We start from the raw sequence: 23,325 nt of genomic DNA on the forward strand, positions 1-23,325 counted from the left end.
CCCATGAAACGCCCCGACACCCCCCACCCCGCCGGGGAAATCGAACTCAAGCTGGCCCTGCCGGCCCCGGACCCCGCCGCCCTGGCCCAGCGGCTGGCACGCCTGCCGCTACTGGCGCGGCGCCAGGCCAGCACACAGCGCCTGCACAACATCTACTACGACACGCCCGCGCAGGCCCTGCGCCAGCAACGGGTGGCGCTGCGCCTGCGCCGCGTCGGCAGCGAGAAGCGGCCGCGCTGGCTGCAGACGCTCAAGACCGGCGGCCAGGAAGATTCGGCCCTGAGCCAGCGCGGCGAATGGGAAGTGCCCGTGCCCGGCGCCGCCCTGCAGCGCCGCGCCCTCAAAGAGACCCCCTGGTCCCGCCTCGACCCGGACGGCGCGATCTTCCGCGCGCTGGAGCCCTGCTTCGTCACCACCTTCCAGCGCACCCTCTGGACCGTGCGCCGGCGCAATGGCAGCGTGGTCGAGGTGGCGCTGGACATCGGCCACATCGAGGCCGGCGATCAGCGCAGCCCCATCTGCGAGCTGGAGCTGGAACTGCTGGCCGGCCCGCCCCAGGCCCTGTTCGACCTTGCGCAACTCATCGCACGCGACATCGCCGTGCTGCCGGCGAGCCAGAGCAAGGCCCAGCGCGGCTACGCCCTGGCCCAGGGTGTCATCGACATGCCGCAACGCGCCCAGCCGCCCGCGCTGGGCGCCAAGCTGTCGGTGGCGCAGGCCGCCCAGCGGGTGCTGCGCGAAAGCTTCAGCCAGTTCACGGCCAATCTGTCGGCCCTGCGCCATTCGGACGATGCGGAAGTGGTGCACCAGGCGCGCGTGGGCTGGCGGCGTTTTCGCAGCGCTTGCCGGCTGTTCCGCACCGCCCTGCCCGCCGAAACGCCGCCGCCGTCCCGGCTGCCGCTGCAAACCCTGCTGACCTTTCTGGGTGAACTGCGGGATCTGGACGTTGCCCGCATCGACACGCTGCCGCCACTGGCCGCCGCCTACGCGGCCGGCGACCCGCAGCGCGCCGAGGCATGGCAGGCGCTGGAGGCGTCCCTGCTGCAGGCCACCACGCTGGCGCGCAAGGCGGTGCGCTTCGCGCTCCAGGCCCCGGCCGTCGGCGCCTGCCTGCTGGCCACCACACAGTGGATCGAAGGCCTGTCGGCCCTGCCGCCCGCAGGCAGCGCAGACGCCGCTCCCCCCGAGCCGCTGACCCGCTGGGCCCGGCAACGCCTGGTGCATCTGCACCGGCAGCTCAAGCGCGCGCTGAAGCAGGCGCCCAGCCCCACGCAGCAGCACCGCGTGCGCATCCTCGCCAAACGGCAACGTTATGCCATCGAGTCCCTGCGCCCCCTGCTGCCCAGACAGCGCACGGAGCGTTGGTACGAACAGGCGACCAGCCTGCAGACCACCCTGGGCGCGACCCGCGACCTCATGCTGGCCAGCACACTGGCCACCACGCTGGAAGCCAACCGCGGGCTTGCGGAATTTCTGCGGGGGGTGGCGGTGGGGAGAGAGGCGCCGGGCCGGCAGTGCTAAGGCCAGCCCGCACGCGCTGCGTCGCTGCCGGATGGGCGAGGCAGCCCGACTTGGCTTGCACGTCGAGCGTGGAACGCTGGCCGGCTCCGGGCGCTGCGATGGAGGCACTTCAGGAATGGGAGGGGGAAGCGGGAATGCGCCGGACGGCGTACGGAGCTCTACGGGAACGAGGAACGGGAGCAGTGGCAGCCGATGATGCCTAGATATGGCGCCAACACGCCACGGAATCTCATTGAATCTTTGAAGACTCAACAATCTCGGTAAGCCACTCAGATGGGCGGATCATCCCCTTCTGGAGATATAGGCTTACAGTCTCTCGCGCTTCCCTAACACCGACAGGGCCTTGCTCCACCAAGCTGACGAGTAGTTTCTTTATAGCTTCCTCAGGGTAGTCCTCGGCCGCCCCTTGCAGCATCGTTCGCCATATCTCGTTTGCTTCAAAAGGCTGCCTTTCACTGATTCGTGCCAAGTTCACCAGCAAGTCATATGAGTTATGAGCTTCGCCAGCATAAGGCGCGATAGCAGCAAGCAGCTTCTTTCGCTCTTCATCGAGATGATCCACGAACCCCGCCCAGTGACAAAGGTGGGAAGCCAACTTTCGATCCTCTTTCCTCGAAAAATTCATCTTTCCAAGGACTAGTGGCCAGAGTGCATAGACTTTCTTCCTCGTCTTTCCATCATCTTCTTTGCGAAGCGTCCAAGTAAACCAGATCAGGTGCTGCAACTCATCGAAGACTGCTCGATTCAACACAGCACGCATGAGGCCATTCTCGTCATCTAGAGACTCATAATCATTTACATAAGCAACCACGATGTGCTGTAAGAACCTCTCCTCGACTCGATCTTTGATGATCTTGTCGTCTAGAACTCGCAAGATATCACCGTGTACTTTTAGAAAACTGTATATCTCCTGATAAACCGTACTCACATAAGAGTAGCCCTGAATTGCGCAGGACCATCTCATATAGTCCGCTTGGTCGAAGATTCGCGACAAGTTTCCAATAACCCACTCATTCGACATGTACAGAAAGTTGGGCAAGTAGTTCGTGACCAGAACTGCAAACTCGTAGACACCTTTCTTCGAGCGCTCTAGCTCTGCATCAAAGTAACAACGGTATCTTTCCCACGCTTCGCTGTGATCACGGGTATTCAACCGGTCCTGTAAACGACAAGCCCTAAGCGCCAAATTAATTAGCGCTTCGATTGTTTGACCACGTGGACTGTTGATGGCTACAGACACTGCATCACTATCAGCGTCGATGATCTCCCCCTCCTCCCTTTCAAGAATGAGTCTTAGCAGAGCTTCTACATCGGTGTGATATTTCTCAGGAAAAGCGTGATCATCCGACTTCGCTCCTGCTTCGAGCAAACGTGCGATTGAACCCACAACCCAGTATCGATTGGCCACAAACTCCTTGCGTCTTTCGGCGTTTCCAGATTGCCAGAATAGATCCTGCTTCAAAATCGCCGCGATGTACTCTAAAAGGCTCTTCCAAAGCCCGTCCCATGGCAAGCCGGCCTTCTCACTCCACAATTCACGATATGCCTCGATGATGGAATATACGTATGCCAAATCGAGTTCTTTGAAACTGTCCAGCTGATCACAGTATTTCAGGGGTGCGCTCTTGAACGTCTGCTTCACCGCTTTAGACAGTCCTTCAATCCCCGGCTCTTGCCATCCACCTCCACTACGGTACTCACGCAGTGTCTTCGCCAGTTCATCCGGAGAAAGAGAACCAAGTTCCTCTGCGGAATACGGCGACTTCTGATCAACCCGCCCTGCTGACGAATAGCTAGAGAAGTCAGGATGATCTGGCTCAACACCAGCAACTCGGACAGCCTCTTGGTACCGAGCGGCTTCCTCCGCTCCAAGATCCTTAATTGCAGCAAGCCAAGTCGACCTCTCATAGGCCGAGGCGACCTCCAGTACTGCGCCGTTGTCATCTAGGCGGACTTTCTTGGCAATTTCTGTCAACACACGCTGCTTCTGTGCTGCGTCAAACTCCCCATAGTTTCGACTTAGAAAGTGCCAAATTTCGTGACGGAAATTGGCCTGTAGAAACCCCCCGTTAATCAGATCCCCAGCGAGGGACAAACACTGTCGGTAGTTCCTGTCAATACAGTAAATGGCCACTCTGACGAGAGTCTGATACGGTTTCTCAAGCAAAGATCGAGCGTAGTCGCATGCTTCTGCAGCATTGGCATCCATGTAACCGCAGAGTGCGTCTCTGTAGGCCTCAAGAAGGACATTCTCTGCGCGATCTCGGTAAGCATTTTGTTCGTGCTCTTCGATGGCCGGCTGCCAGACAGCGGACCATGTGTCATTGCCTAACTCCTGCAACAACCGTGTGAGTTTTAGCTCAAAGGCTAGAACAGCAACCGCGCCAAGCCGACGACCAGCCAGATCAGAAATTTTCTTGGCGATCTTCTCAGCTCGGTAATGGTCGAATCTGAGCTGCGCCCTCTTCTTCGATCTTCCCGCCACCTCTTCGATGGAGTAATCGATCTCGAACAGCACGTCCAGCAACCTTTGGGCGAGTTCTAGGGCGTGGCTATCCGCATTCTCCAAAAGCTTAGGAAACCACTTCGTAGCAACAATTTCCGAAACAAGACCACGGTCATACTTATCTTCCATCCAGTAGTTAACCGCTTCGAGATGCTCTAGTGTTACGAACTCCACTGGGATCTGTGAAATCACTTCAGCAAAGCTCCACCACACACGATAGTTGCTAAAGCCATTCGCTTTTGCATATGCTGTGGCATCAGCGATGATCGCCAAGAAACGTGGTGCATATACAGCCGCAGACTGATCCGTCACTTCCGCAACCGTGCTGACCAAATAGTTCACAGCCTCCCAGTAGGGAATATTGACGTAACCCTCCTCCTTGGCCGGAACCGGAGCGGGAATGTTGCCTGCCGCGAAGTACCCGGCGTCATACAGCTCATCAAACCATTTGAGGCCTTTGACTCTTCTGAAGAATAGAGTTCTAAGTTCCGGTTTTGCCTTTATCCGCTCCAGAAGATCTTTCTCTTTGACGGAAAGCTCATCCATGGCGCAGCACCTCGTCCATGAACTCGACATCAGCCACTAATGGTGGCTCACGAATCTCAATCTGGGCAGCCCACGACTCAATGGTGGATACCAAACCGTAGTAGTCTTCGTGATCTCGGATAAATCCAAGGAGGTGTACACCAAAGGACCTTTCGTAGTAGTTGTGCAGCTTGTCATATAGAGGTTGTTGACTGCGAAAGAACCCTTGAATGGAAAAACGTCGGCGGTCCTTCGTGTCTTTGCTCCGACCGCGGCGCAGAATGTGCTCAAGAATTTCCGCCTCTTCTAGACCGTAGCCAAGGAAGACCACTGTCTTTTTCTCGAACATCTCGCCCAGGAACTCTTGGACATTTCCGTGGTCGTAGTGCTCAAGATACTCTTTTGTGGTGACTATCATCGTCTCTGGCTTGCTAATGCACCCATGGAGATGAACAACTGTTCCAGCTTCATTTAACAGCTTTGCATAGAACTTATCGCGCTCTGCGACCCGATTCGTTGGGGCCGGCGTTTCCGATCCGTCCGACTTTCTCAAATATCGAGGCGCCAGGAGTTCGTCGTAGTTCGTGGTTACACACGAACAGCCAATGTCGTTAATGGCTTTATAGATGCTGTTACCCTCCGTCTTGCCAGATAGATGCTTGCCTATATCTAGAGGGATTTCACTCTGCTCCGAAATTAGCTTTGCAATAGAAAGCTGTCGTTTCGGATCCAGGGATTGAAGTTGCTCGATTTCCGAGTAGTTGAGTAAGGACTCTTTTCTTAGATCGTCAAGCACGCATTTCGCCAGGCCTTGCCAAGATGGCAGTTCAAGTAGTCGCGAGACTCCTGCACCTACAAAGAGGACCAAGTTCCCATCTAGACCTGCTTGGATAACCTCCTCTGGAGGTGGAATGATCTCCCGGAGATCTGGAACCTTGCCTATCTTCTTCATCGTGATCCCCTGATGCGCGCCAGCCTAGATAGGCACGACTCACCTTTTACTCAACGGATGGTCTTACTTGGTCGCCTTTGCAGGCCATTCAATGATAGCGCTGTGGCCTATGATGAACATGTGATGGGTCAGCAAGGCGGGGGAAACATGCAGGAGCGACTGATTCCTGACCGCGATCCGTCACGACGGGCCACCTCCCATCGGTGACAATCCCCCCCAAAAACTCCTAGGACAGCAATGATCGAAGGCCTCATAACCGGCACCCTGGTGGGCCTGGCGGAACAGCGCCAGGGCAAGAACGACACATCGTTCGTGCTCGCCAAGGTAAAGGCCACGCCCGGTGAAGGCGAGAGCCTGATCGTCAACGTGATTACCTTCGCTGCCGAGGCCTGCGCGGCCCTGCTGGCGCTGGACGAGGGTGACACACTGGCCCTGTCTGGCGCGCTGACGCCCAAGGTCTGGACCGACAAGCAGGGCAACACCCGGCCCGCGCTGGACATGGTGGCCAGCCAGGTGCTGACGGTCTACCATGTGGACCGCAAGCGCGCCAACTTGGGCGGCGCATCGAACCCGACGGAAACCCCATGAAGCCCCGCAACGCGTCATCCCCACCCCCGGCTGGCTGCGCCCGGTGATCCGCTGGGCCACGCGCGTTTCCATGAACGCACCGGCCTGGGTGCCGGGCTGGCTGAAGAATGCGCCGCTGAAGCTAAGCTCGCTCCTGCTGCGCGCCTACGTGGCGATCGTGCGTTAGCACCCGGCGCCGGCGAGGCGTGAAACGGAACTGGACACCTCACCGGCAAGGTCCTAGCATTGCCGGATTCACCGGAGAAACGAAATGCGCAGATTGCAAGTCTTGCTGTTGACCCTGGCCGTGTTCAGCCTCTCGGGCTGCGGCTACAACACCTTCCAGACTACCGACGAGCAGATCAAGGCCAGCTGGGCCGAGGTGCTGAACCAGTACCAGCGGCGGGCCGACCTGATTCCCAACATCGTCAACACCGTCAAGGGCGAGGCCAACTTCGAGCAGGAAACGCTGACCCGGGTCGTGGAGGCCCGCGCCCGGGCCACCAGCATCCAGGCCACGCCGGAGCTGGTCAACAACCCCGAGGCCTTCCAGAAGTTCCAGGCCGCACAGAACTCACTCTCCGGCGCGCTGAGCCGCCTGCTGGTGGTCAGCGAAAACTACCCGCAGCTCAAGGCCAACCAGGGCTTCCAGGAGCTGCGCGCCCAGCTGGAGGGCACCGAGAACCGCATCACGGTGGCCCGCAACCGCTACATCAAGGCCGTGCAGGAGTACAACGTGGCGGTGCGCAGCTTCCCCACCAATCTGACGGCCATGGTCTTCGGCTATTCGATCAAGCCCAGCTTCACGGTCGCTGATGAAAAAGAACTGGCCACCCCGCCGAAGGTGGATTTTGGTGGCCCGGCCAAGCAGCCCGAGGCCGCACGTTGAACCCTGCCGCCCCAGGCATCCGAGCGCTGCGGCGCTGGGCCGGGACGCTGGCCGCCCTGCTGTGGCTCGTGGCCTTCCCCTGGGGGATGGCGCACGCGGCCGATGAGCTGGTCCCCGTTCCCCCGCTGCAGGCCCTGGTGACCGACCTCACCGCGACCCTGACGCCCGAGCAGCGGGCGGGCCTGGAGAGCCGGCTGCGGGCCTTCGACGAGCGCAAGGGCAGCCAGCTGGCGGTGCTGATCGTGCCCACCACCCGGCCCGAGGCCATCGAGCCCTACGCGATCCGCGTCGTCGAGCAGTGGAAGCTCGGGCGCAGATCAGTGGACGACGGGGTGCTCCTGCTCGTGGCCAAGAATGACCGCAGCGTGCGCATCGAGGTGGGTTACGGCCTGGAAGGCGTGCTGAGCGACGCCATCACCCATCGCATCATCAACGACGTGATCGTGCCCCGCTTCAAGCAGGGCGACTTTTATGGCGGCATCGACGCCAGCGTCTCGCAGATGATCAAGCTGATGGACGGTGAAGCGCTGCCGGCGCCAGCCCGGCGCGCGGGCGATGCGTCCTTCGATCTCGGCGGCATGGCCCCGCTGCTGCTGATGATCGCCGTGGTGGCAGGCGGGGTCTTGCGCGCCATGCTGGGGCGCCTGCCGGGTGCTGCCGTGGCGGCGGGCCTCCTGGGGCTGATCGTCTGGTACCTGTCCGGTGTCATCTTCATTGCGCTGATCGGCGCCGTGATCGGCTTCGTCGTCACCCTGCTGGGTGGGAGCTCCCTGCTGCGCGGCGGCATAGGCGGCGGCAGTCATCGCGGGGGTGGCTTTGGCGGCGGCTTCGGCGGCGGTGGTTTCAGGGGCGGCGGGGGTGGCGGTTTCGGCGGGGGCGGCTCCTCGGGGCGGTGGTAAGCATGAACCTGCAACGCTGGACCCGACACCTGCTGACTTCCGACTGGAGCGTGCGGCGCGCCTTCCCGCGCGCGACGATGACGGCCATTGCCGAGGCGATCCGTGTCGCGGAAAGCGGGCACGGCGGCGAGATCCGCTTTGCGGTGGAGGCCTCGCTGGAACCCGGGGCCCTGCTGCGCGGCACGAGCCCGCGCGAACGCGCCATCGACGTGTTTTCCGAGCTGCGGGTCTGGGACACGCAGCACAACAACGGCGTGCTTATCTATGTGCTGCTGGCGGACCACGCGGTGGAGATCGTTGCCGACCGCGGCATCCACGCGCACGAGGGCACGGAAACCTGGAGCGCCATCTGCCGGCAGATGGATACGGCCTTCGGGCAGGCCGATTACCGCTCGGGCGCGCTGCTGGGCGTTGCAGCGGTGGCGCAGGCCTTGAAGAAACACTTCCCCTACCGCGGCGGGCACCCGAATGAATTGCCGGACGAACCGGCCGTGCTGTCCTGAGATGTCAGCCCGGCCGACCGCGCGCCATACGGCCGATGGCGTAACCCGCGCTGCGATCGGCGCCTGAGCCCTCAGGCGGCGCGGCGCGCCAGGTGCACCTGGTGCAGGGTGATCTTGCGCACCTCGGCCTGGCTGGTCTGGATGTGAGCGCGCAGCAGCATCACGGCCGGGTCGCTGCGCTTGCGCTGGATGGCGCGCAGGATCTTGGCGTGTTCCTCGTAGGTCGCGTCGATGCGGGCCTGCTTGGTGAAGTCGAGCCGGCGGATGATGCGGATGCGTTCGGTCACGTCGCGGTGCACACGGGTCATCTCGGCATTGCCGGCGGCGGCCACCAGGGTGCAGTGGAAGTCTTCGTCCCACTGCGCCACCTGGCGGATGTCGGCGCTGCGCTCGGCGGCAGGCACCAGCCAGATCGCCGCGAGCTGCGCGAGCAGTTCGCGGTCTATCCTGGCGTCGTCGGCGCACAGGCGCTGCACGGCCGTGGTCTCCAGCACCATGCGCAGGTCGTAGAGCTGCTCGAACTGCTCGAAGTCGAAGGGCAGCACACGCCAGCCATTGCGGAACAGCACTTCGACGTAGCCTTCCTGCTGCAGGCGGAACAGGGCCTGGCGCACCGGCGTGCGCGACACACCCAGGCGCTCGCTGAGTTCGTTCTCGGTGAAGCGGTCGCCCGGCACGAGCTTGAAGTCGGCCACATCGCGCTTGAGCTGCTCGTAGACCATCTCGGCACGCGAGTGGAAAACGGGCGCGTCAGTTTGGCGGGGGGAGCGACGGCTGGTGGTGACCACAGGCTCACTCTATCAGCGTTGCAGGGCAGCCAGCAGCTGGCCGCTGCCGGCGGTCCATCCGACGATGGCGCCCTGCGCGCGCATCATTTCCACGGCAGCGGCCTTGAAGGCGGGGAAGTAGCTCTCGGTGCAGTCCTCCAGCAGCAGGCTGTCGTAGCCGCGGTCGTTGGCCTCGCGCATGGAAGTCTGCACACAGACCTCGGTGGTCACGCCCATGAACAGCAGGTGCGTGATGCCGCGGGCCTGCAGCATCTCGTGCAGGCCGGTGGCGTAGAAGGCGCCCTTGCCCGGCTTGTCGATCACGAGCTCGCCCGCGATGGGCGCCAGCGCCGGGATGATCTGGTTGCCCGGCTCGCCCATCACCAGGATGCGCCCCATGGGGCCGGCGTCGCCGATGCGCAGTGTCGGGTTGCCACGGTTGCGCTTGGCTGGGGGGCAGTCGGAAAGATCAGTGCGGTGCGCCTCGCGGGTGTGCACCACCAGACCACCCGCCGCGCGCCAGGCCAGCAACACAGACTGGCAGGCCGGCACGATGGCTTCGAGCAGCGATACGTCGTTGCCCAGCGTCTCGCCGAAGCCCCCGGGCTCGATGAAGTCGCGCTGCATGTCGATGATGACCAGCGCGGTGTGCGCGGGCTCGAAGGCGTAGGCGAAGGGCTGGGCGGCGATGGTCTTCACAGCGGGGGCTCCTTGGGGCCGGCCACGCCGGCGGCCTGCAAGGCGGCGGCCGCGCGCAGCGCGAGGTCTTCGCGCCAGGGTGCGGCAATGATCTGCACGCCGATGGGCAGGCCGCCCGTGCCCTGGGGCCAGAGCGGCGCGGCCACCACGGGGCAACCGGCAAAAGAGACGGGCTGGGTCAGCAGGCCCATGGAGGGCCGGGTGGGATGTTTCTGGCCGTTCACCTCGATCCACTCCTGGCCGATCTGCGGCGCGCTCACCGGCGTGGCAGCGCACAGCAGCAGGTCCCAGTCGGCGAACAGGGCGTTGACGCGGTCGCGGTAGACACGGCGGTAACGCTGCGCACGCAGGTACCAGTGCGCGGGCTGCAGGGCGCCGGCGATGAAGCGGTCCACCGAGAGCGGCTCGAAATCCTGCGCGCGCTGGCGCAAGTCGGCCAGGTGCAGGCTACCGCCTTCGCTGGCAGAGATGATGAAAGCGGCAGCGCGCCCGGCAGCGGCATCGGGCCAGCTGGCCTCACCGCGCGCGCCCAGCGCCTGCGCTACCCGCGCCACGGCTTCGCGTGCCGGGGCGCTGGCGTTTTCGTGGAAATAGCCGCCCAGCACGCCGATCCGCAAACCTTTGAGGCCATTGAGGAGCGTGGGCGCAACCGGCTGCACGCGCAGCGCATGGCAACCGGGGTCCAGCGGGTCGGGGCCCTGCATGGCGTCGTAGGCCAGGGCCAGGGTCTCCACGCGATCGGCGATCGGGCCGAGGTGGTCGATGCTGTGCACAAAGGGATAGCTGCCGCGCCGCGACAGGCGACCGAAGGTGGGCTTGAGCCCCCACACGCCGCACAGCGAGGACGGCACGCGGATGGAACCGTTGGTGTCCGAACCCAGCGTCAGCGGCACCTGCCCCGCGGCCACCGCGGCACCGCTGCCGCCGGAGGAACCGCCGGCGATGCGCGTGCCATCGTGCGGATTGCGGCATGGGCCGTAGTGCGTGTTCTCGGTGGTGAAGCCGTAGGCGTACTCGTCCATGTTGAGGCCGCCCAGCAGCACGGCGCCGGCCGCCTGCAGGCGCTGCACCAGCACCGCGTCGGCGTGGGCCGGCGGCAGGCCGTGGTTGACCTTGGAGCCGGCCAGGGTGGTGAGGCCTTCGATGTCAAAGAGGTTCTTCACGGCATAGGGCAGCCCGGCCAGTGCGGGCAGCGCCTCACCGCGCGCACGGCGCTGGTCGATAGCCGCGGCTTCGGCGCGCGCGCGCGCCAACGTGCGGCCGGTGAACGCATTGACCCGGGGCTCGGTGGCTTCGATGCGCGCGATGGCGTTTTCACAGGCCTGGACGGCCGACAGGGCGCCGCTGCGGATGACGTGCAACAGTTCGGTGCTGTTCATGGGGCCGGGTCCTGCTGCGGAAAGGGGGCCGGCCGGTAGATCTCGGCCAGTTCGTCTTCGACCCCCAGGGGCATGGCTTCGAGCAGCTGCGCCAGCGCGGCCGTGCGGCCCAGGTGCAGGGCCACGGCCTGGGCGCGTGCTTCGTCGAGCGGCAGCTCCAGCGCGCGCGCGGTCGCGCGGACGTAGGCGAGGACTTCTTCTTCGTTCATCTCAGTGGCCTGTGTAGGGACGGGTGAGTGCGGCGGGGGCGACCTGACGGCCCACCAGCCCGCCCACGGCCAGCAGTGCCAGCACATAGGGCAGCATGATGAGCAGGGCGCTGGGCACCTGCACGCCCATGGCGGGCAGCTGGAACTGCAGGGCCGTGGCCGCGCCGAAGAGGCCGCAGGCCAGCAGGGTGCGGCCCAGCTTCCAGTTGCCGAAGATCACCGCGGCGATGGCCAGGTAACCGGCGCCGCCGGTCATGCCTTCGGTGAAGGTGTGGATGTCGCCAATCGACAGGAAGCAGCCCGCCAGCGCCGACATGAAACCGGTGAACAGCACCGCGCCGTAGCGTATGCGCGTGACCTTGAGCCCGGAGTTGGCCGCCGCCTGCGGTGCCGTGCCCGCGGCGTGCAGCGCCAGGCCCAGCGAGGTCGAGCGCATGACCCAGGCCACGACTATCACCAGCAGCACGGCCCCGTAGAGCAGCCAGGTCTGGTGGAACACATGCTCGCCCAGCAGCGGAATGTCGGCCAGGCCGGGCGGAGCCCACTTGTCCAGGCCCGGGATCTCGGCGCGCGATCGGCTGCCAAACAGGGCGCGGTAACCCAGGGTGGTGGCGCCCAGCACCAGGATGTTGATGCCGATGCCGGTGACGATCTGGTTGGCGCGCAGCGTGATGCTCAGGAAAGCCTGCAGCCAGGCGATGGGCAGCACACACAGCACGCCCAGGGCCAGGCCGATGAGGGGCGAACCCGTGGCCCAGGAGCCCACGGCGCCCGCGAAGGCGCCGGTGAGCATCATGCCTTCCACACTCATATTGAGCACGCCCGCGCGTTCGCTCACGAGTTCGCCGGTGGCGGCCAGCAGCAGGGGCGCGGCCAGGCGGATGCTGGAGCCGACGAAGACGGCGGCGAGTTCGGGTTCGATCATCGGCGGGCCTCCATGCGCTGGATGGCGAGCGCCGCGCCGGCCAGGATCACGATGATCAGGCCTTGGATCACCACCACCAGCGCGGTGGGCACCTGCGCCACCATTTCCATATTGATGCCGCCCGAGCGCAGGAAGCCGAACAGCAGCGAACCGGCGATCACCCCCGGCACCGAGCCGCGCGCCAGCAGGCCCACGACCAGGCCGTCGAAACCGTAACCCGAGGAGAAGCCGGCCTTCAGCGTGTACTGCTCGCCCTGCAACATGCAGGCGCCGGCCAGGCCGCCCAGCGCACCTGCCGCGCAGAGCACACCCACGGTGAGCCGGTCTACCGCCATGCCGGCGCGGCGCGCGGCGCGCGCGTTCAAACCCGTGGCGCGCAGGCGCAGGCCCAGCACCGTGAAACCAAGTACCACGGCCACCACCACTGCAAACACCAGTCCGATGGGCAGGCCCGCATGCAGCGGCACCGAGGCATCCCCCAGCAGCAGCGGCAGCTGGGTGGCCAGCGGAATCTCCAGCGACTCGGGCAGCGTGGCCGAGGTCGTCATGGGCCGGCGCAGCAGCTGTTCACTCTGCACGCTGCCGTAGACCAGCCACACCGCGATGAAAGACAGCAGCAGCGTGGCGATCACTTCGTTGGTGCCGGCCTTGACCTTGAGCACGCCCGCAACGCCGCCCCACAGCGCGCCCGCCAGGCAGGCGCCGAGCATGGGCACGATGAAGGCCAGGCCCCAGGGCAGGCCGGCCACCGGTGGCCAGAGCGCGAAGGCCGTGGCAGCAATGCCGCCCACGGCGATCTGCCCTTCCCCGCCGACATTGGTGAGGCTGGCGCGTTCGGCCAGCACGAAGCCCAGGCCCACGAGCATCAGCACCAGCGCGCGGTTGATCGAGGCCGCCAGGGCGTAGGGCGAGCCCCAGGCCCCGTCGGCAAAAGCGGCCACGGCCTCGCCCACGGACACACCCATGAGCGCCACCAGTACGCCGCCGATCAGCAGGGCCGCCGCGACGGCGGCCACCGACATGCCCAGCGCGGGGCCGGGCCGCACGCTGCGCCACAGGGTGAGTGCGGTGCTCATGCCAGGGCCTCCTCAGGCAGCGCTGCCGGTGTTTCCTGCCCGGCCATCCAGGCGCCGATGCGCGGGCGCTCGGCCGGGTCGGCATTGCAAGTGCCCATGAGGCGGCCGCGGTAGAGCACGACGATGCGGTCGGCCACGGCCAGCAGTTCTTCCAGTTCCGACGAGATCAGCAGCACACCCACACCACGCGCGGCCACCGCGCGGATGTGGCCATAGATGGCTTCCACCGCGCCCACGTCCAGGCCGCGGGTGGGCTGGGCCGCCAGCAGGAAACGCAGGGGTTCGAGCGTGAGTTCGCGCGCCAGCACGGCCTTCTGCTGGTTGCCGCCGGAGAGGCCGCCGAAGGCCACCTCGGGGCCGGCGGCGCGCACGTCGAAACGCTGCATCAGCTCGCGCGCGGCGCGGTTCAGGGCCTCGCGGTCCAGCAGGCCGTATTTTTTGTAGCGGCCCAGGCGGTCGAGCATCATGTTCTCGGCCACGTTCATGCCGGTCACGCAGGCCAGGGCGTGGCGGTCTTCGGGCACCACGCCGCAGCCGGCGGCCGTCAGGGTCTTGGGGCTCTTGCCCGTCATCTCCTCGCCGAAGATGTGGAAACGGCCTTCGCTGGGCTTGAGCATGCCGGAGAGCACGGCACCGAGTTCACTCTGGCCATTGCCCTCCACGCCCGCGACGGCGACGATCTCGCCCGGCGCAACCATCAGCGTGAAATTGTCCAGGCGCAAAACACCATCAGCATCGCGCACGGTCAGGCCATCGGCCAGCAGCGCCATCTCGCGCGGCGGCAGTGTTTCGTGGACCACCTGCTTCACGCTGCGCTCGGGCGTCGTGGTGCTGGCGGGCGCCTGCAGGTCGCGCTGGATCATGGCGCGCACCAGCAGGTCGATCTCCTGCGCCGGCGCATCGGAACGCGCGACCACACGCCCACCGCGCAGCACGGTGGCGCGGCGCGCCACCAGGCGGATCTCGGCCAGCTTGTGCGTGACCAGCACCACCCCGCAGCCCTGCGCGGCCACACGCTCGCAGACCGCGAGCAAAGCCTCGATCTCAGCGGGCAGCAGCACGGCGGTGGGTTCGTCCAGCACCAGCAGCCGGGGCTCGCGCACCAGGCACTTGACGATCTCGACGCGCTGGCGCTCGCCCACCGACAGATCCTGGATGCGCGCATAAGGGTCGAGCGCGAGCCCGTAGCGTTCGCGCATGGTCTCCAGCCTGGCGGCACAGGCCTTGCGGTCGAGCACGCCGCGCGACTGGCCCAGCAGCATGTTGTCGACCACCGTCAGGTCCGGCACCAGGCTGAAGTGCTGGTGGACCATGGCGATGCCCTGGGCCAGCGCATCGGCCGGCGAATGCGGGGTGTAGGGCGCACCGGCCAGCGTCATGGTGCCGGCGTCCGGGCCGTGCACGCCGAACACCAGGTTGCACAGCGTGGACTTGCCCGCGCCGTTTTCGCCCAGCAGGCAATGCACCTCACCGGGCATCAGCGCCAGCGACACGTCGGCCAGCGCCTGCAGCGAGCCGAAGCGTTTGGCCAGGCCGTCGATGCGCAGCAGGGGCGCGACGTCTTGCGACGTCGCGCCTGCAGCCTCGCCGGTGACAGCCTCGGTGCGCACGGTGTTCAGCCTTCCAGCACCTTGATCTTGCCGCTCTGGATGTCCTTCTTGATCTCTTCCAGCTTGGTCTTCATCGCGGGCGTGGCGCCGCAGACCACCATGTCGGAGGCCTTGGGGCCCATGGCCAGGCCGAAGGGTTTGTAACCCGCCTTCCACGTGCCCTTGACGGCCTCGGAGATGGCGTACTGCACCTGGTAACCCACGCCGGTGATGCTGTAGGCCGGGTACAGCGGGTCGCTGCCGCAGCGGTCGGTGTAGCTGCCGACGATCTTGGTGCCCTTCTCCTTGGCCGCCTGCTCCATGCCGCGCAGGCCCAGGTTCAGGATGTGATAGTGCACGTCGGCGCCCTGGGCGATGGCGGCCAGCGTGGCTTCCTTGGACTTGGCGACGTTGTCGAAATCGCCGGTGTAGTTCTCGAAGTACTTGATCTTGGGGTTGATGTACTTGGCGCCGTTGCCGAACTCCTTGCCGGCGTTGACGATGGAGGGGATCTCCATGCCGCCCACGTAGCTCACGGCACCGTTCTTGGACAGCATGGCCGCGGCAGCGCCGGCCACGAAGGCGATCTCGGCCTGCTTCACGTCGTAACCCGCCACGTTGGCCAGCTCTTCACCTTTGTTGCCGCCCACGATGGAGAACTTCGTCTTGGGGAAGCGCTTGGAGACTTTCAACACCGCGGCCTGCGTCTGGCCGCCCACGCCGATCACCAGCGTGTTCTTGCTGGCCAGGTTGGTCAGGGCCTGCTCCATGTCGGCGTAGTTGATGTTCTCGATCATCTGCACCTTGACCTTGGCGCCGTACTCCTTCTGCGCGGCCACCAGGCCGTCGTAGCCGGACTCCATCCAGCCCTTGTCGGATTTGGAGCCGGGGATCAGGATGCCGACCGTCACCGGATCGGCTGCCTGTGCGGGCCCGGCCAGCGTGAACGCAGCTGCGGCAACGGCGGCCAGGGTGAACATACGGCGGGAGGGGAATGAAACCTTCATGGCATGCCTTTCGCTTAGTGGTGGAGGGAAGTAAATAACTGATTACTTACGACCATGTCCTGCAATAAAGATGCCAGTGCCACAGCCGTTTTTTGCCGCCTGCGCGCGCGCAAACGGTGCGCGCGCACCAGCATGCAGCAGTGCATGCCCATGGAACGCACACAACAGGAGTCCTCATGAAACGTCACCCCTACCTGCCCGACCCCCGGCCCCAAGGGGCGCTCGGACTGGGCCACCAGTACTACTGGGTGGCGAACGCGCATGAAGTGGATATGTCGATCGCGCCGCCCGCACCGGTGCCCGCGCGCATCGCGGCGCAGCCGCAGAACGTGGTGCTGGACCTGCGGCGCACGGCTATCGTCATCATCGATCTGCAGAACGACTTCTGCGCCAAAGGGGGCTGGGTCGATTCGCTGGGCCTGGACTACACGGCCGACCGCACGCCCATCGCCCCCCTGCAAAAGCTGCTGCCCGCGCTGCGCACGGCCGGCGTGCCCGTGATCTGGGTCAACTGGGGCAACCGCCCCGACCTGGCCAATATGCCGCCCAACCAGATCCACCTCTACGACAACGGCGGTGCCGGCGTGGGCCTGGGTTACCCGCTGCCCGGTGGCGGCGGCAACGTGCTGGAGAAAGATTCCTGGGCCGCGGCGGTGGTGGACGAGCTCAAACCCATCGAGGGCGACTACTGCGTGGACAAGCACCGCATCAGCGGCTTCTGGGACACGCCGCTGGACAGCATGCTGAAAAACCTGGGCATCAAGAGCATCCTGTTCGCGGGCTGCAACACCGACCAGTGCGTGCTGCACACCCTGACCGACGCGAACTTCCTGGGCTACGGCTGCGTGATGCTGGAAGACTGCTGCGCCACCAGCTCGCCCGCCTTCTGCACCGAGGCCACGGTCTGGAACGTGAAGAAGTGCTTCGGCTTCGTGACCGACTCCACGCAGGTGCTGCAGGCGCTGCCCAAGTGAAAGCAACATCGTCATCCCCTTCCGGTGCCTTTGTGCCCGGGCCGCGTGCACAGCGCGAGCCCACGGGCACGGGTGTGCTGGATGGCCTGCGTGTGGCCGTCAAGGACCTGATAGCTGTAGGCGGCACACCCAGCACCTGCGGCAACCCCGACTGGGCGGCCAGCCACGCGGTGCCCATGGAAGATGCGCCCTGCGTGGCGGCCCTGCGCGCCGCGGGTGCACGTGTCGTCGGCAAGACGGTCACCGACGAACTGGCCTTCAGCCTGGAGGGCGAGAACGCCTTCCACGGCACACCACGCAACCCGGCGGCACCGGACCGGCTGCCCGGTGGATCGTCCAGCGGTTCTGCCGTGGCGGTGGCCGGACGCGAAGCCGAACTCGCCCTGGGCACGGACACCGGCGGCTCGGTGCGGGTACCCGCTTCCTTCTGCGGCGTGCATGCCATGCGGCCCAGCCACGGTCGCATTTCCTTGGCGGGCGTGCTGCCCTTTGCCGAGAGCTACGACACCGTGGGCTGGTTCGCGCGGGATGCGACGCTCTTGCGCGCCGCCGGCCAGGTGCTGCTCGGCACGCGGCGCCATGTTGCAACCCAGCCCCTGCGCCTGTGTCTGGCCGAAGACGCGCTGGCCCTGGCCGAGCCCGCGGTGGCGCAGGCCCTGCGTGCCTGGGCCCAGGCGAAGGGCATCACGGCAACGCGCCAGGCTTTCGTGCGCCCCTGGCGCGAAGTGCAAGAGGCTTACTCCCTGCTGCAAGGGCTTGAGATCCAGGCGGCCCTGGGCCCGTGGATCCGTGAACGACAACCGGCTTTCGGCCCCGCCATTGCGCCGCGCTTCGCCGGCGCGCTGGCGCTGGACCCGGCGCTGCAAGCGCCCTGGTCCCGCTGGCGGGAAGCGATGAAACGTGAACTCGTGGCGCGCATCGGGCCAGACGAAGCCTGGCTGCTGCCCGCCGCACCCGGTGTGGCCCTGCCGCTGGATGCCAGCGCTGAGCAACGCGGTGCTTTTTATGAACGGGCCCTGGCCCTCGGCGCTCTGGCGGGCCACGCGGGCCTGCCGCAGATCGTGCTGCCACTGCTGCAGGTGGAGGGCCTGCCCGTGGGCATCTCCTTCATCGCCGGCCCCGGGCAGGACGAACGCCTGCTGGATCTGGCCGTGGCGCTCTTGCCGACAAAGGAGTGACGGTTTTGACATCGCGTTCACCTGGCCGCACATCGGCCCGCAAGGAAACGCCCACCAGGCGGGACCCGGTAGCCACACGCGCGCGCCTGCTCGAAGCCGCGGTCGAGGAATTCGCGAGCCACGGCTACAGCGGCGCGCGTACCGAACGCATCGCGCGGCACGCGGGCAGCAACATCCGCATGCTCTACCACTACTTCGGCGGCAAGGACGATCTCTACGTTGTGGTGCTGGAGACGGTGCTGGCCGATCTGCGGCACGACGAACTGCAGCTCGACGCCGCCACGCTGGACCCGCTGGAAGGCCTGCTGCGCATCTTCGATTTCGTGGACCACCATTTCGCTACGCACCCGCGCCTGCGCAAGCTGCTGGCCTTCGAGAACCTGAACGAGGCGCGGCACCTGGCGCGCTCGGAACGCATTCCCGAGATGTCCTCTCCGGTGCTGAGCCTGCTCCGCAAGCTGCTGGCACGTGGTGTGGCCGGCGGGCAGGTGCGGCCCGGCATCGACGCCCTGCACCTCTATGTGGCCATGGTCAGCCTGTCCTACTATGGGCGCGCCCACGTCCACACGCTGTCCCGCATCTTCAACAAGGATATGCAGCAGGCGGCGTGGCAGAGGGTGCATCAGAAACTCACACGGCAGATGGTGACGGCGTTCTTGACATCGGAAAGCAGCTGATCAGCGCCGCACTTCGCGCTGGAAGATCTCCAGGCTGAGTTTCTTGGTGCGGATGAAACTGGCTTCGGACAACGTTTCCACCGTGCGCGGGCGCGGGTCGTTGTAGGGCAGGATCTCGGCCACCTTGGTGGGCCGCTTGGTCAGCAGCAGCACCTGGTCGGCCAGGTAGACGGCCTCTTCCAGATCGTGCGAGACCAGCAGCATGGTGGTGCCGGTCTGCATGAAGACCTCCTGCAGCTTCTCGCGGATGAAGAGCGTCATCTCGAAGTCGAGCGCCGAGAAAGGCTCGTCAAGGAACAGCACTTCGGGCTTGGGCGCCAGGGCCCGCATGATGGAGGCCGTCTGCTGCTGGCCGCCCGAGAGTTCGTAGGGGTAGCGGTTCAGGTCGAACTTGACGTCGAAGCTGGCCACCAGCTCGGCCATGCGCCGGTCCACCTCGGCCTTGCTCCTGCCTTCGAGCTTGAGCGGGTAGGCGATGTTGTCGATGGTGCGCATCCAGGGGAACATGGCCTCGCGGTAGTTCTGGAAGACGTAACCGATCTTGGTGTCCTTGAGCGACTTGCCGTCGAAGAGGATTTCGCCGCTGTCGATGGGGATGAGCCCGGCGATCATGTTGATCAGCGTGGACTTGCCGCAGCCGTTGGGCCCGAAGACCGAGACGATCTTGCCCTTGGGGATGTCGAGGTCGAAGTTCTCGTACAGTGGCCAGCCCGCGAAGTACTTGGTCAGGCCGCGGATGGTGATGTGGGTGCCGGCCGGGCCGGGCTTGAAGGGCGGCACGGGTACGTCCGCGACAACGGGTGCATTCAGTACGGCGCTCATCTTCCACTCCAGTGCACGATGCGGCGCTCGGCAACAAGAAACAAGATATTCAGCGCATAACCCAGCACGCCTGCCGCCAGGATGGATGCGTACATGTCGCGCACGTTCATGACCTGCTGCGAGTTGATGATGCGGTTGCCCAGGCCACTGTCCGAGCCGATGAACATCTCGGCCACGATCACGATCACCAGCGCCATGGAGACCGCCGAGCGCAGGCCCACGAAGCTGGGCTGCAGGCTTTCCCAGACCAGCACGTCCTTGAAGATCTGCCAGCGCGAAGCACCCATGACCTTGGCCGCCATCACGCGCTGCTTGCGCGCGTTGATGACACCGTAGGCGCTGTTGAAGACAACGATGAGCAGGGCACCGAAGGCGGCGATGGCCACCTTGTTGATGTCGGACACACCGAAGATCATCAGGAACAGCGGGATCAGCGCCGAGGACGGCGTGGAGCGAAAGAAGTCGATCAGGAACTCCACGCTGCGGTAGGCCTTCTCGGCGCTGCCCAGCACCACGCCCAGGGGTACCCCCACCACGGCCGCGATCAGGAAGGCCTGCGCGGTGCGCCAAAGCGTGACGATGAAGTCCTTGAGCAGCGGACCACCGGCCAGGCCGTTGATCAGCGTGGTCACGGTCTCGGCCGGGGGCGGCAGCAGGATGGCCTTGATGGCGCCGAAGCGCACCGTCAGGTCCCAGACGATGAAGAGCAGCACCGGGCCGATGAAGGGCAGGGCCTTGCCCCAGTTGACCTTGCGCGGCGCGGCCGCCACCGGCACCGCCGGCGGGGACCAGGGCGCGGCCGGTGCAGCGGCGCTGGTGGTGGTGGAGTCCGCCAACATGGTGCTTAGCCCTTGTAGAGCATGCTGTCGACCATCAGACGCGAGGAGAAGATGCCCTTCTCCGAGAACAGGTCGAAGAACTTCTGGAAGTGCGCCACGTCGGAGGGCTTGAACTCGTTGTACATCATGTAGGCCGCCAGCGGCACTTCGGCGGTCAGCGCGCCTTCGATGGCGGTGTAACCCTTGAGGTACTGGCGCGCTTCCACGTTGTTCTTGCGCACGTAGTCCACGCCCTTGCCGTAGGCGGCGATGAACTTCTTGGCCGCTTCCGGGTTTTTCTTGATGAAGGCCGAGGACAGCGAGGCCGAGCCGCCGAACCAGGGCGCCATGGCATCCCCCAGCACGTATTTCGAGATCACGCCGGCTTCGAGCACACGCGTGGTGCCGTTCAGGCGGCCGATGGTTCCCGTGGGCTCCAGGGTGTAGCAGCCGTCGAGCTGGCCCGCGGCGAGTGCGGCCACGTGCTGGCCGATGGGCAGCTCCACCACGGTGGCGCCGGTGGCGCCGCCGCGCTCCAGCACGGTCTTGGCCAGGGTCACGTTCTGGATGCCGGGGCCGGAGCCGATGCGTTTGCCCTTGAGGTCGGCCAGGGTCTTGGCCGGGCTGGCGGCCGGGACGATGATCTCGTCCAGCACGTTTTTCACATTGCTGGGGTTGGAGCAGAAAATCTTGAAGGTGCCCGGCGCGGCCAGTTCACCGATGGCGATATTGGCCGAGCCCGTACCGTTGGACGTGCCATCGGCGCGGTCGGACAGCACGGCCTCCATCACCTGCTGGGCACCCGCGAAACGCAGGGCCTCCACGTCCAGGCCGGCTTCCTTGAAGTACCCCTTCTCGATGGCGGCGTAGAAGGGCAGGCCGGCCGCGATGGGCCAGTAGCCGATGCGGATCTTGGGGCCGCTCTGCGCGCGCACCAGGGCCGGTGCGCCCAGCGCGGCCAGCGCCAGGCCGGCGCCGCCCGCCTGCATGAGCTTGCGGCGCGTGGTGGTGGCGGACAGGGAAGTGAGGGTCTGGTCTTTCATGAGGCGCTCCTGCTAGGGGTTAAGGGAAGGGATGGGTCAACGGGGTCGGTGCGCCCTGGAGCGAAGCCAGGTAGGCGCGCCAGCCGCCGAAATGGGTGATGTCCAGCGCGCCGCTCAGGGCCTGCGCTTCGCAGAGGAAACCCTGCACGCTGCTGCCGTCGGCCAGCGTCAGCGTGCCGATGCCCAGCGGCGCAGGCACGAGGGCGACGAAAGAACCGTAGTGCTCGACGGGCATCTCCCAGAGTTCGAGCTGGATGCGTGCGCCCTCACCCGGCGCCACGCGCAGCAGGCCGGGCTTGGGCGGCACGGTGCCGGCCAGGGCGTAGAAGCGGTAGTCGGGCGCGGTCTCGGTGGCCGCGAGCAGACGCGCACCGCGCTCGCTCAGCTGGCTGTTGAGTGGCATGCCCGAAAGGTGGGCGCCCACCACGGCCACTTTCACCATGGCGCGCGGGCGGATGCCGGGGATCGCAGAAGGGGCCGGCAGACGCTCGCCGGTGGCGCCCTGCGTGAGGCCGGTGGCCTGGTGGTAACGCTGGCCCAGTTCGGCCAGCTGCCAGTCGCTCCCGCAGGGACCGATCAACGTGATGCCGAAAGGCAGGCCGTCGCTGCGGATGCAGCTGGGCACGGACAGCGCCGCGTAGTCCAGCAGGTTGACGAAGTTGGTATAGGCACCCAGGTTGCGGTTGAGCACCACCGGGTCGGCCTGCATCTGCGCGATGGTGTAGTGCGTGGGCGCGGTGGGCACGCACATCAGGTCCATGCCCTTCCAGACCTCGGCGGCGCGTTGGCCCAGGGCGCGCAGCTGGGTCTGCGCCTCGTACAGATCGGCCGCGCTGTAGGCCCGGCCCTTGCCGATGATGCTGCGCACCGGCTCCATGACCTCGGCCTCGTGCGCGTCGAAGAAAGCACGGATGGCCGCGTAGCGCTCGGCCACCAGCGCGCTCTCGTACAGCAGCGTGGCAGCTTGAGAAAACGGCGAGAAGTCGATGCGCACTTCCACACCGCCGAGGGCACGCAGCTGCGCCCTCGCCTCCTGGAAGGCCGCCTCGGCCAGCGCATCACCGTAGAACTCCAGCTGCTGCGGCACACCGAAACGGAAGGCCGCGGGGAAAGGCTGCGACGCCATGTCGAGCTCGCGCGAGTACGGATCCAGCGGGTCGTAACCCCGCGCCGCGGCCAGCACCTGCGCGGCCAGGCCCACGGTGCGCGCGAAGATGGACACGCAGTCCACACTCTGTGCAGCAGGCAGCACACCGCGTGTGCTGATGAGCCCCTTGGAAGGCTTGAGGCCGACGATGTTGTTCAGGCCCGCGGGCACCCGGCCCGAACCGGCGGTGTCCGTGCCCAGCGAGAAGTCGGCCTGCCCCGTGGCCACCACATAGGCCGAGCCCGAGCTCGAACCACCGGATACATAGAGGGGGTCGAAAGCATTGGGCACCGGCCCCCAGGGCGAACGCGTGCCGTTCAGGCCGCAGGCGAACTGGTCCAGGTTGGTCTTGCCCAGCAGCGATGCACCAGCGTCGAGCAGCTTGTGCACCACGGCGGAATGCGCGGCGGGCTGGAATGCAAAGGCCTCGCAGGCTGCCGTGGTGCGCAGGCCGGCCGCGTCGATGTTGTCCTTGACGGCGAAGCGCAGCCCACTCAGCGGTCCTGCGTTCGCCCCCGGCAGCGCCGTCTCATAACGGGAGATCCAGGCCTGCGCCGCAGCCGCGGGCTGGGCCTGCGCTTGAGCACCGGGAACTGGGTTTGTGGGTTGCACCATCTTGCTGCATTCGGTCTTGTATACATGTAGACATGCAA

General features: G+C 65.6%; 22 protein-coding genes. 8 read left to right on the forward strand and 14 right to left on the reverse strand.

Features of this window, described 5'->3' with window-relative positions; all coding sequences use genetic code 11:
• Positions 1–3 precede the first annotated feature (3 nt).
• Positions 4–1,521 carry a CYTH and CHAD domain-containing protein gene (locus HTY51_RS12945; RefSeq protein ID WP_174253109.1) on the forward strand — a complete coding sequence of 506 codons (1,518 nt, stop codon included), beginning with the start codon at positions 4–6 and terminating at the stop codon, positions 1,519–1,521.
• A gap of 229 nt (positions 1,522–1,750) precedes the next feature.
• On the opposite strand, the gene HTY51_RS12950 is transcribed toward HTY51_RS12945, so the two are convergent.
• The gene (locus HTY51_RS12950) at positions 1,751–4,573 is read right to left on the reverse strand and encodes a hypothetical protein (RefSeq protein WP_174253110.1); all 2,823 of its coding nucleotides are present in this window, start codon (positions 4,571–4,573) and stop codon (positions 1,751–1,753) included.
• Positions 4,566–5,504: an SIR2 family protein gene (locus tag HTY51_RS12955; protein WP_174253111.1), complete on the reverse strand. Its 939-nt coding sequence runs from the start codon at positions 5,502–5,504 to the stop codon at positions 4,566–4,568. Before HTY51_RS12955 ends, HTY51_RS12950 begins: the two co-directional genes overlap by 8 nt.
• Positions 5,505–5,741: 237 nt before the next feature.
• On the opposite strand from HTY51_RS12955, the gene HTY51_RS12960 reads away from it, so the two are divergent.
• The 4 genes from HTY51_RS12960 (at position 5,742) to HTY51_RS12975 (ending at position 8,362) form a co-directional block, all read left to right on the forward strand.
• Positions 5,742–6,092, forward strand: a complete 351-nt coding sequence (locus HTY51_RS12960; RefSeq protein ID WP_174253112.1) for a single-stranded DNA-binding protein — start codon at positions 5,742–5,744, stop codon at positions 6,090–6,092.
• Between the two features lie 250 nt (positions 6,093–6,342).
• On the forward strand, positions 6,343–6,960 hold the full coding sequence (locus HTY51_RS12965) for a LemA family protein (protein ID WP_174253113.1): 618 nt from the start codon (positions 6,343–6,345) through the stop codon (positions 6,958–6,960).
• 86 nt (positions 6,961–7,046) lie between these two features.
• Positions 7,047–7,859, forward strand: coding sequence for a YgcG family protein (locus HTY51_RS12970; protein WP_174254278.1), 813 nt, complete (start codon positions 7,047–7,049; stop codon positions 7,857–7,859).
• Between the two features lie 2 nt (positions 7,860–7,861).
• Positions 7,862–8,362, forward strand: a complete 501-nt coding sequence (locus HTY51_RS12975; protein WP_174253114.1) for a TPM domain-containing protein — start codon at positions 7,862–7,864, stop codon at positions 8,360–8,362.
• 71 nt (positions 8,363–8,433) lie between these two features.
• Here the strand turns inward: HTY51_RS12975 and HTY51_RS12980 are convergent, their stop codons facing one another.
• The 8 genes from HTY51_RS12980 to HTY51_RS13015 form a co-directional block, all read right to left on the reverse strand.
• Positions 8,434–9,084 (reverse strand): GntR family transcriptional regulator, encoded by a 651-nt coding sequence (locus HTY51_RS12980; RefSeq protein WP_174254279.1) that lies wholly within the window; start codon positions 9,082–9,084, stop codon positions 8,434–8,436.
• A gap of 78 nt (positions 9,085–9,162) precedes the next feature.
• On the reverse strand, positions 9,163–9,828 hold the full coding sequence (locus tag HTY51_RS12985; RefSeq protein WP_174253115.1) for a cysteine hydrolase family protein: 666 nt from the start codon (positions 9,826–9,828) through the stop codon (positions 9,163–9,165).
• Entirely contained in the window at positions 9,825–11,207 is a 1,383-nt protein-coding gene (locus HTY51_RS12990; RefSeq protein WP_174253116.1) for an AtzE family amidohydrolase, read from the reverse strand. Before HTY51_RS12990 ends, HTY51_RS12985 begins: the two co-directional genes overlap by 4 nt.
• Positions 11,204–11,416, reverse strand: a complete 213-nt coding sequence (locus HTY51_RS12995) for a DUF4089 domain-containing protein (RefSeq protein WP_174253117.1) — start codon at positions 11,414–11,416, stop codon at positions 11,204–11,206. Before HTY51_RS12995 ends, HTY51_RS12990 begins: the two co-directional genes overlap by 4 nt.
• A gap of 1 nt (position 11,417) precedes the next feature.
• The gene (locus HTY51_RS13000; protein WP_174253118.1) at positions 11,418–12,341 is read right to left on the reverse strand and encodes an ABC transporter permease; all 924 of its coding nucleotides are present in this window, start codon (positions 12,339–12,341) and stop codon (positions 11,418–11,420) included.
• Positions 12,338–13,417: an ABC transporter permease gene (locus tag HTY51_RS13005; protein ID WP_174253119.1), complete on the reverse strand. Its 1,080-nt coding sequence runs from the start codon at positions 13,415–13,417 to the stop codon at positions 12,338–12,340. Before HTY51_RS13005 ends, HTY51_RS13000 begins: the two co-directional genes overlap by 4 nt.
• Positions 13,414–15,027, reverse strand: coding sequence for an ABC transporter ATP-binding protein (locus tag HTY51_RS13010; RefSeq protein ID WP_174253120.1), 1,614 nt, complete (start codon positions 15,025–15,027; stop codon positions 13,414–13,416). Before HTY51_RS13010 ends, HTY51_RS13005 begins: the two co-directional genes overlap by 4 nt.
• 5 nt (positions 15,028–15,032) lie before the next feature.
• Complete coding sequence (locus HTY51_RS13015; RefSeq protein ID WP_371733831.1) at positions 15,033–15,986, reverse strand: BMP family protein; 954 nt, start codon at positions 15,984–15,986, stop codon at positions 15,033–15,035.
• 203 nt (positions 15,987–16,189) lie between these two features.
• Here HTY51_RS13015 and HTY51_RS13020 point away from each other — a divergent pair, with 203 nt between their 5' ends.
• From HTY51_RS13020 to HTY51_RS13030, 3 genes are read left to right on the forward strand one after another with little or no spacing between them, the layout of a single operon-like run.
• Entirely contained in the window at positions 16,190–16,987 is a 798-nt protein-coding gene (locus HTY51_RS13020; RefSeq protein ID WP_174253122.1) for a cysteine hydrolase, read from the forward strand.
• Positions 16,984–18,165 carry an amidase gene (locus tag HTY51_RS13025; protein ID WP_174253123.1) on the forward strand — a complete coding sequence of 394 codons (1,182 nt, stop codon included), beginning with the start codon at positions 16,984–16,986 and terminating at the stop codon, positions 18,163–18,165. Before HTY51_RS13020 ends, HTY51_RS13025 begins: the two co-directional genes overlap by 4 nt.
• Positions 18,162–18,842 carry a TetR/AcrR family transcriptional regulator gene (locus HTY51_RS13030; protein ID WP_371733832.1) on the forward strand — a complete coding sequence of 227 codons (681 nt, stop codon included), beginning with the start codon at positions 18,162–18,164 and terminating at the stop codon, positions 18,840–18,842. The genes HTY51_RS13025 and HTY51_RS13030 overlap by 4 nt, the downstream gene beginning before the upstream one ends.
• Here the strand turns inward: HTY51_RS13030 and HTY51_RS13035 are convergent, their stop codons facing one another.
• The 4 genes from HTY51_RS13035 to atzF are packed head-to-tail and all read right to left on the reverse strand — an operon-like array spanning position 18,843 to position 23,287.
• Complete coding sequence (locus HTY51_RS13035; RefSeq protein WP_174253125.1) at positions 18,843–19,664, reverse strand: ABC transporter ATP-binding protein; 822 nt, start codon at positions 19,662–19,664, stop codon at positions 18,843–18,845. It abuts the gene before it with no gap.
• Positions 19,661–20,503: an ABC transporter permease gene (locus tag HTY51_RS13040; protein WP_371733833.1), complete on the reverse strand. Its 843-nt coding sequence runs from the start codon at positions 20,501–20,503 to the stop codon at positions 19,661–19,663. Before HTY51_RS13040 ends, HTY51_RS13035 begins: the two co-directional genes overlap by 4 nt.
• A gap of 5 nt (positions 20,504–20,508) precedes the next feature.
• Positions 20,509–21,525, reverse strand: coding sequence for an ABC transporter substrate-binding protein (locus HTY51_RS13045; protein ID WP_174253126.1), 1,017 nt, complete (start codon positions 21,523–21,525; stop codon positions 20,509–20,511).
• 19 nt (positions 21,526–21,544) lie between these two features.
• Positions 21,545–23,287 (reverse strand): allophanate hydrolase, encoded by a 1,743-nt coding sequence (gene atzF, locus HTY51_RS13050; RefSeq protein WP_174253127.1) that lies wholly within the window; start codon positions 23,285–23,287, stop codon positions 21,545–21,547.
• Between the last annotated feature and the right edge of the window lie 38 nt (positions 23,288–23,325).

The organism is Rhodoferax sp. BAB1, assembly GCF_013334205.1.
Taxonomy (GTDB): domain Bacteria; phylum Pseudomonadota; class Gammaproteobacteria; order Burkholderiales; family Burkholderiaceae_C; genus Hylemonella.

Excerpts from the sequence above, each read along its gene's own strand:
- HTY51_RS12990 (WP_174253116.1), bottom strand. The coding sequence starts at position 11,207 with ATGAACAGCACCGAACTGTTGCACGTCATCCGCAGCGGCGCCCTGTCG.
- HTY51_RS12950 (WP_174253110.1), bottom strand. The coding sequence starts at position 4,573 with ATGGATGAGCTTTCCGTCAAAGAGAAAGATCTTCTGGAGCGGATAAAG.
- HTY51_RS13015 (WP_371733831.1), bottom strand. The coding sequence starts at position 15,986 with ATGTTCACCCTGGCCGCCGTTGCCGCAGCTGCGTTCACGCTGGCCGGG.
- HTY51_RS12965 (WP_174253113.1), top strand. The coding sequence starts at position 6,343 with ATGCGCAGATTGCAAGTCTTGCTGTTGACCCTGGCCGTGTTCAGCCTC.
- HTY51_RS13020 (WP_174253122.1), top strand. The coding sequence starts at position 16,190 with ATGAAACGTCACCCCTACCTGCCCGACCCCCGGCCCCAAGGGGCGCTC.
- HTY51_RS12980 (WP_174254279.1), bottom strand. The coding sequence starts at position 9,084 with ATGGTCTACGAGCAGCTCAAGCGCGATGTGGCCGACTTCAAGCTCGTG.
- HTY51_RS12970 (WP_174254278.1), top strand. The coding sequence starts at position 7,047 with ATGGCGCACGCGGCCGATGAGCTGGTCCCCGTTCCCCCGCTGCAGGCC.
- HTY51_RS12960 (WP_174253112.1), top strand. The coding sequence starts at position 5,742 with ATGATCGAAGGCCTCATAACCGGCACCCTGGTGGGCCTGGCGGAACAG.
- HTY51_RS13000 (WP_174253118.1), bottom strand. The coding sequence starts at position 12,341 with ATGATCGAACCCGAACTCGCCGCCGTCTTCGTCGGCTCCAGCATCCGC.
- HTY51_RS13045 (WP_174253126.1), bottom strand. The coding sequence starts at position 21,525 with ATGAAAGACCAGACCCTCACTTCCCTGTCCGCCACCACCACGCGCCGC.
- HTY51_RS13005 (WP_174253119.1), bottom strand. The coding sequence starts at position 13,417 with ATGAGCACCGCACTCACCCTGTGGCGCAGCGTGCGGCCCGGCCCCGCG.
- HTY51_RS12955 (WP_174253111.1), bottom strand. The coding sequence starts at position 5,504 with ATGAAGAAGATAGGCAAGGTTCCAGATCTCCGGGAGATCATTCCACCT.
- atzF (WP_174253127.1), bottom strand. The coding sequence starts at position 23,287 with ATGGTGCAACCCACAAACCCAGTTCCCGGTGCTCAAGCGCAGGCCCAG.
- HTY51_RS13035 (WP_174253125.1), bottom strand. The coding sequence starts at position 19,664 with ATGAGCGCCGTACTGAATGCACCCGTTGTCGCGGACGTACCCGTGCCG.
- HTY51_RS13040 (WP_371733833.1), bottom strand. The coding sequence starts at position 20,503 with ATGTTGGCGGACTCCACCACCACCAGCGCCGCTGCACCGGCCGCGCCC.
- HTY51_RS12995 (WP_174253117.1), bottom strand. The coding sequence starts at position 11,416 with ATGAACGAAGAAGAAGTCCTCGCCTACGTCCGCGCGACCGCGCGCGCG.
- HTY51_RS12945 (WP_174253109.1), top strand. The coding sequence starts at position 4 with ATGAAACGCCCCGACACCCCCCACCCCGCCGGGGAAATCGAACTCAAG.
- HTY51_RS12975 (WP_174253114.1), top strand. The coding sequence starts at position 7,862 with ATGAACCTGCAACGCTGGACCCGACACCTGCTGACTTCCGACTGGAGC.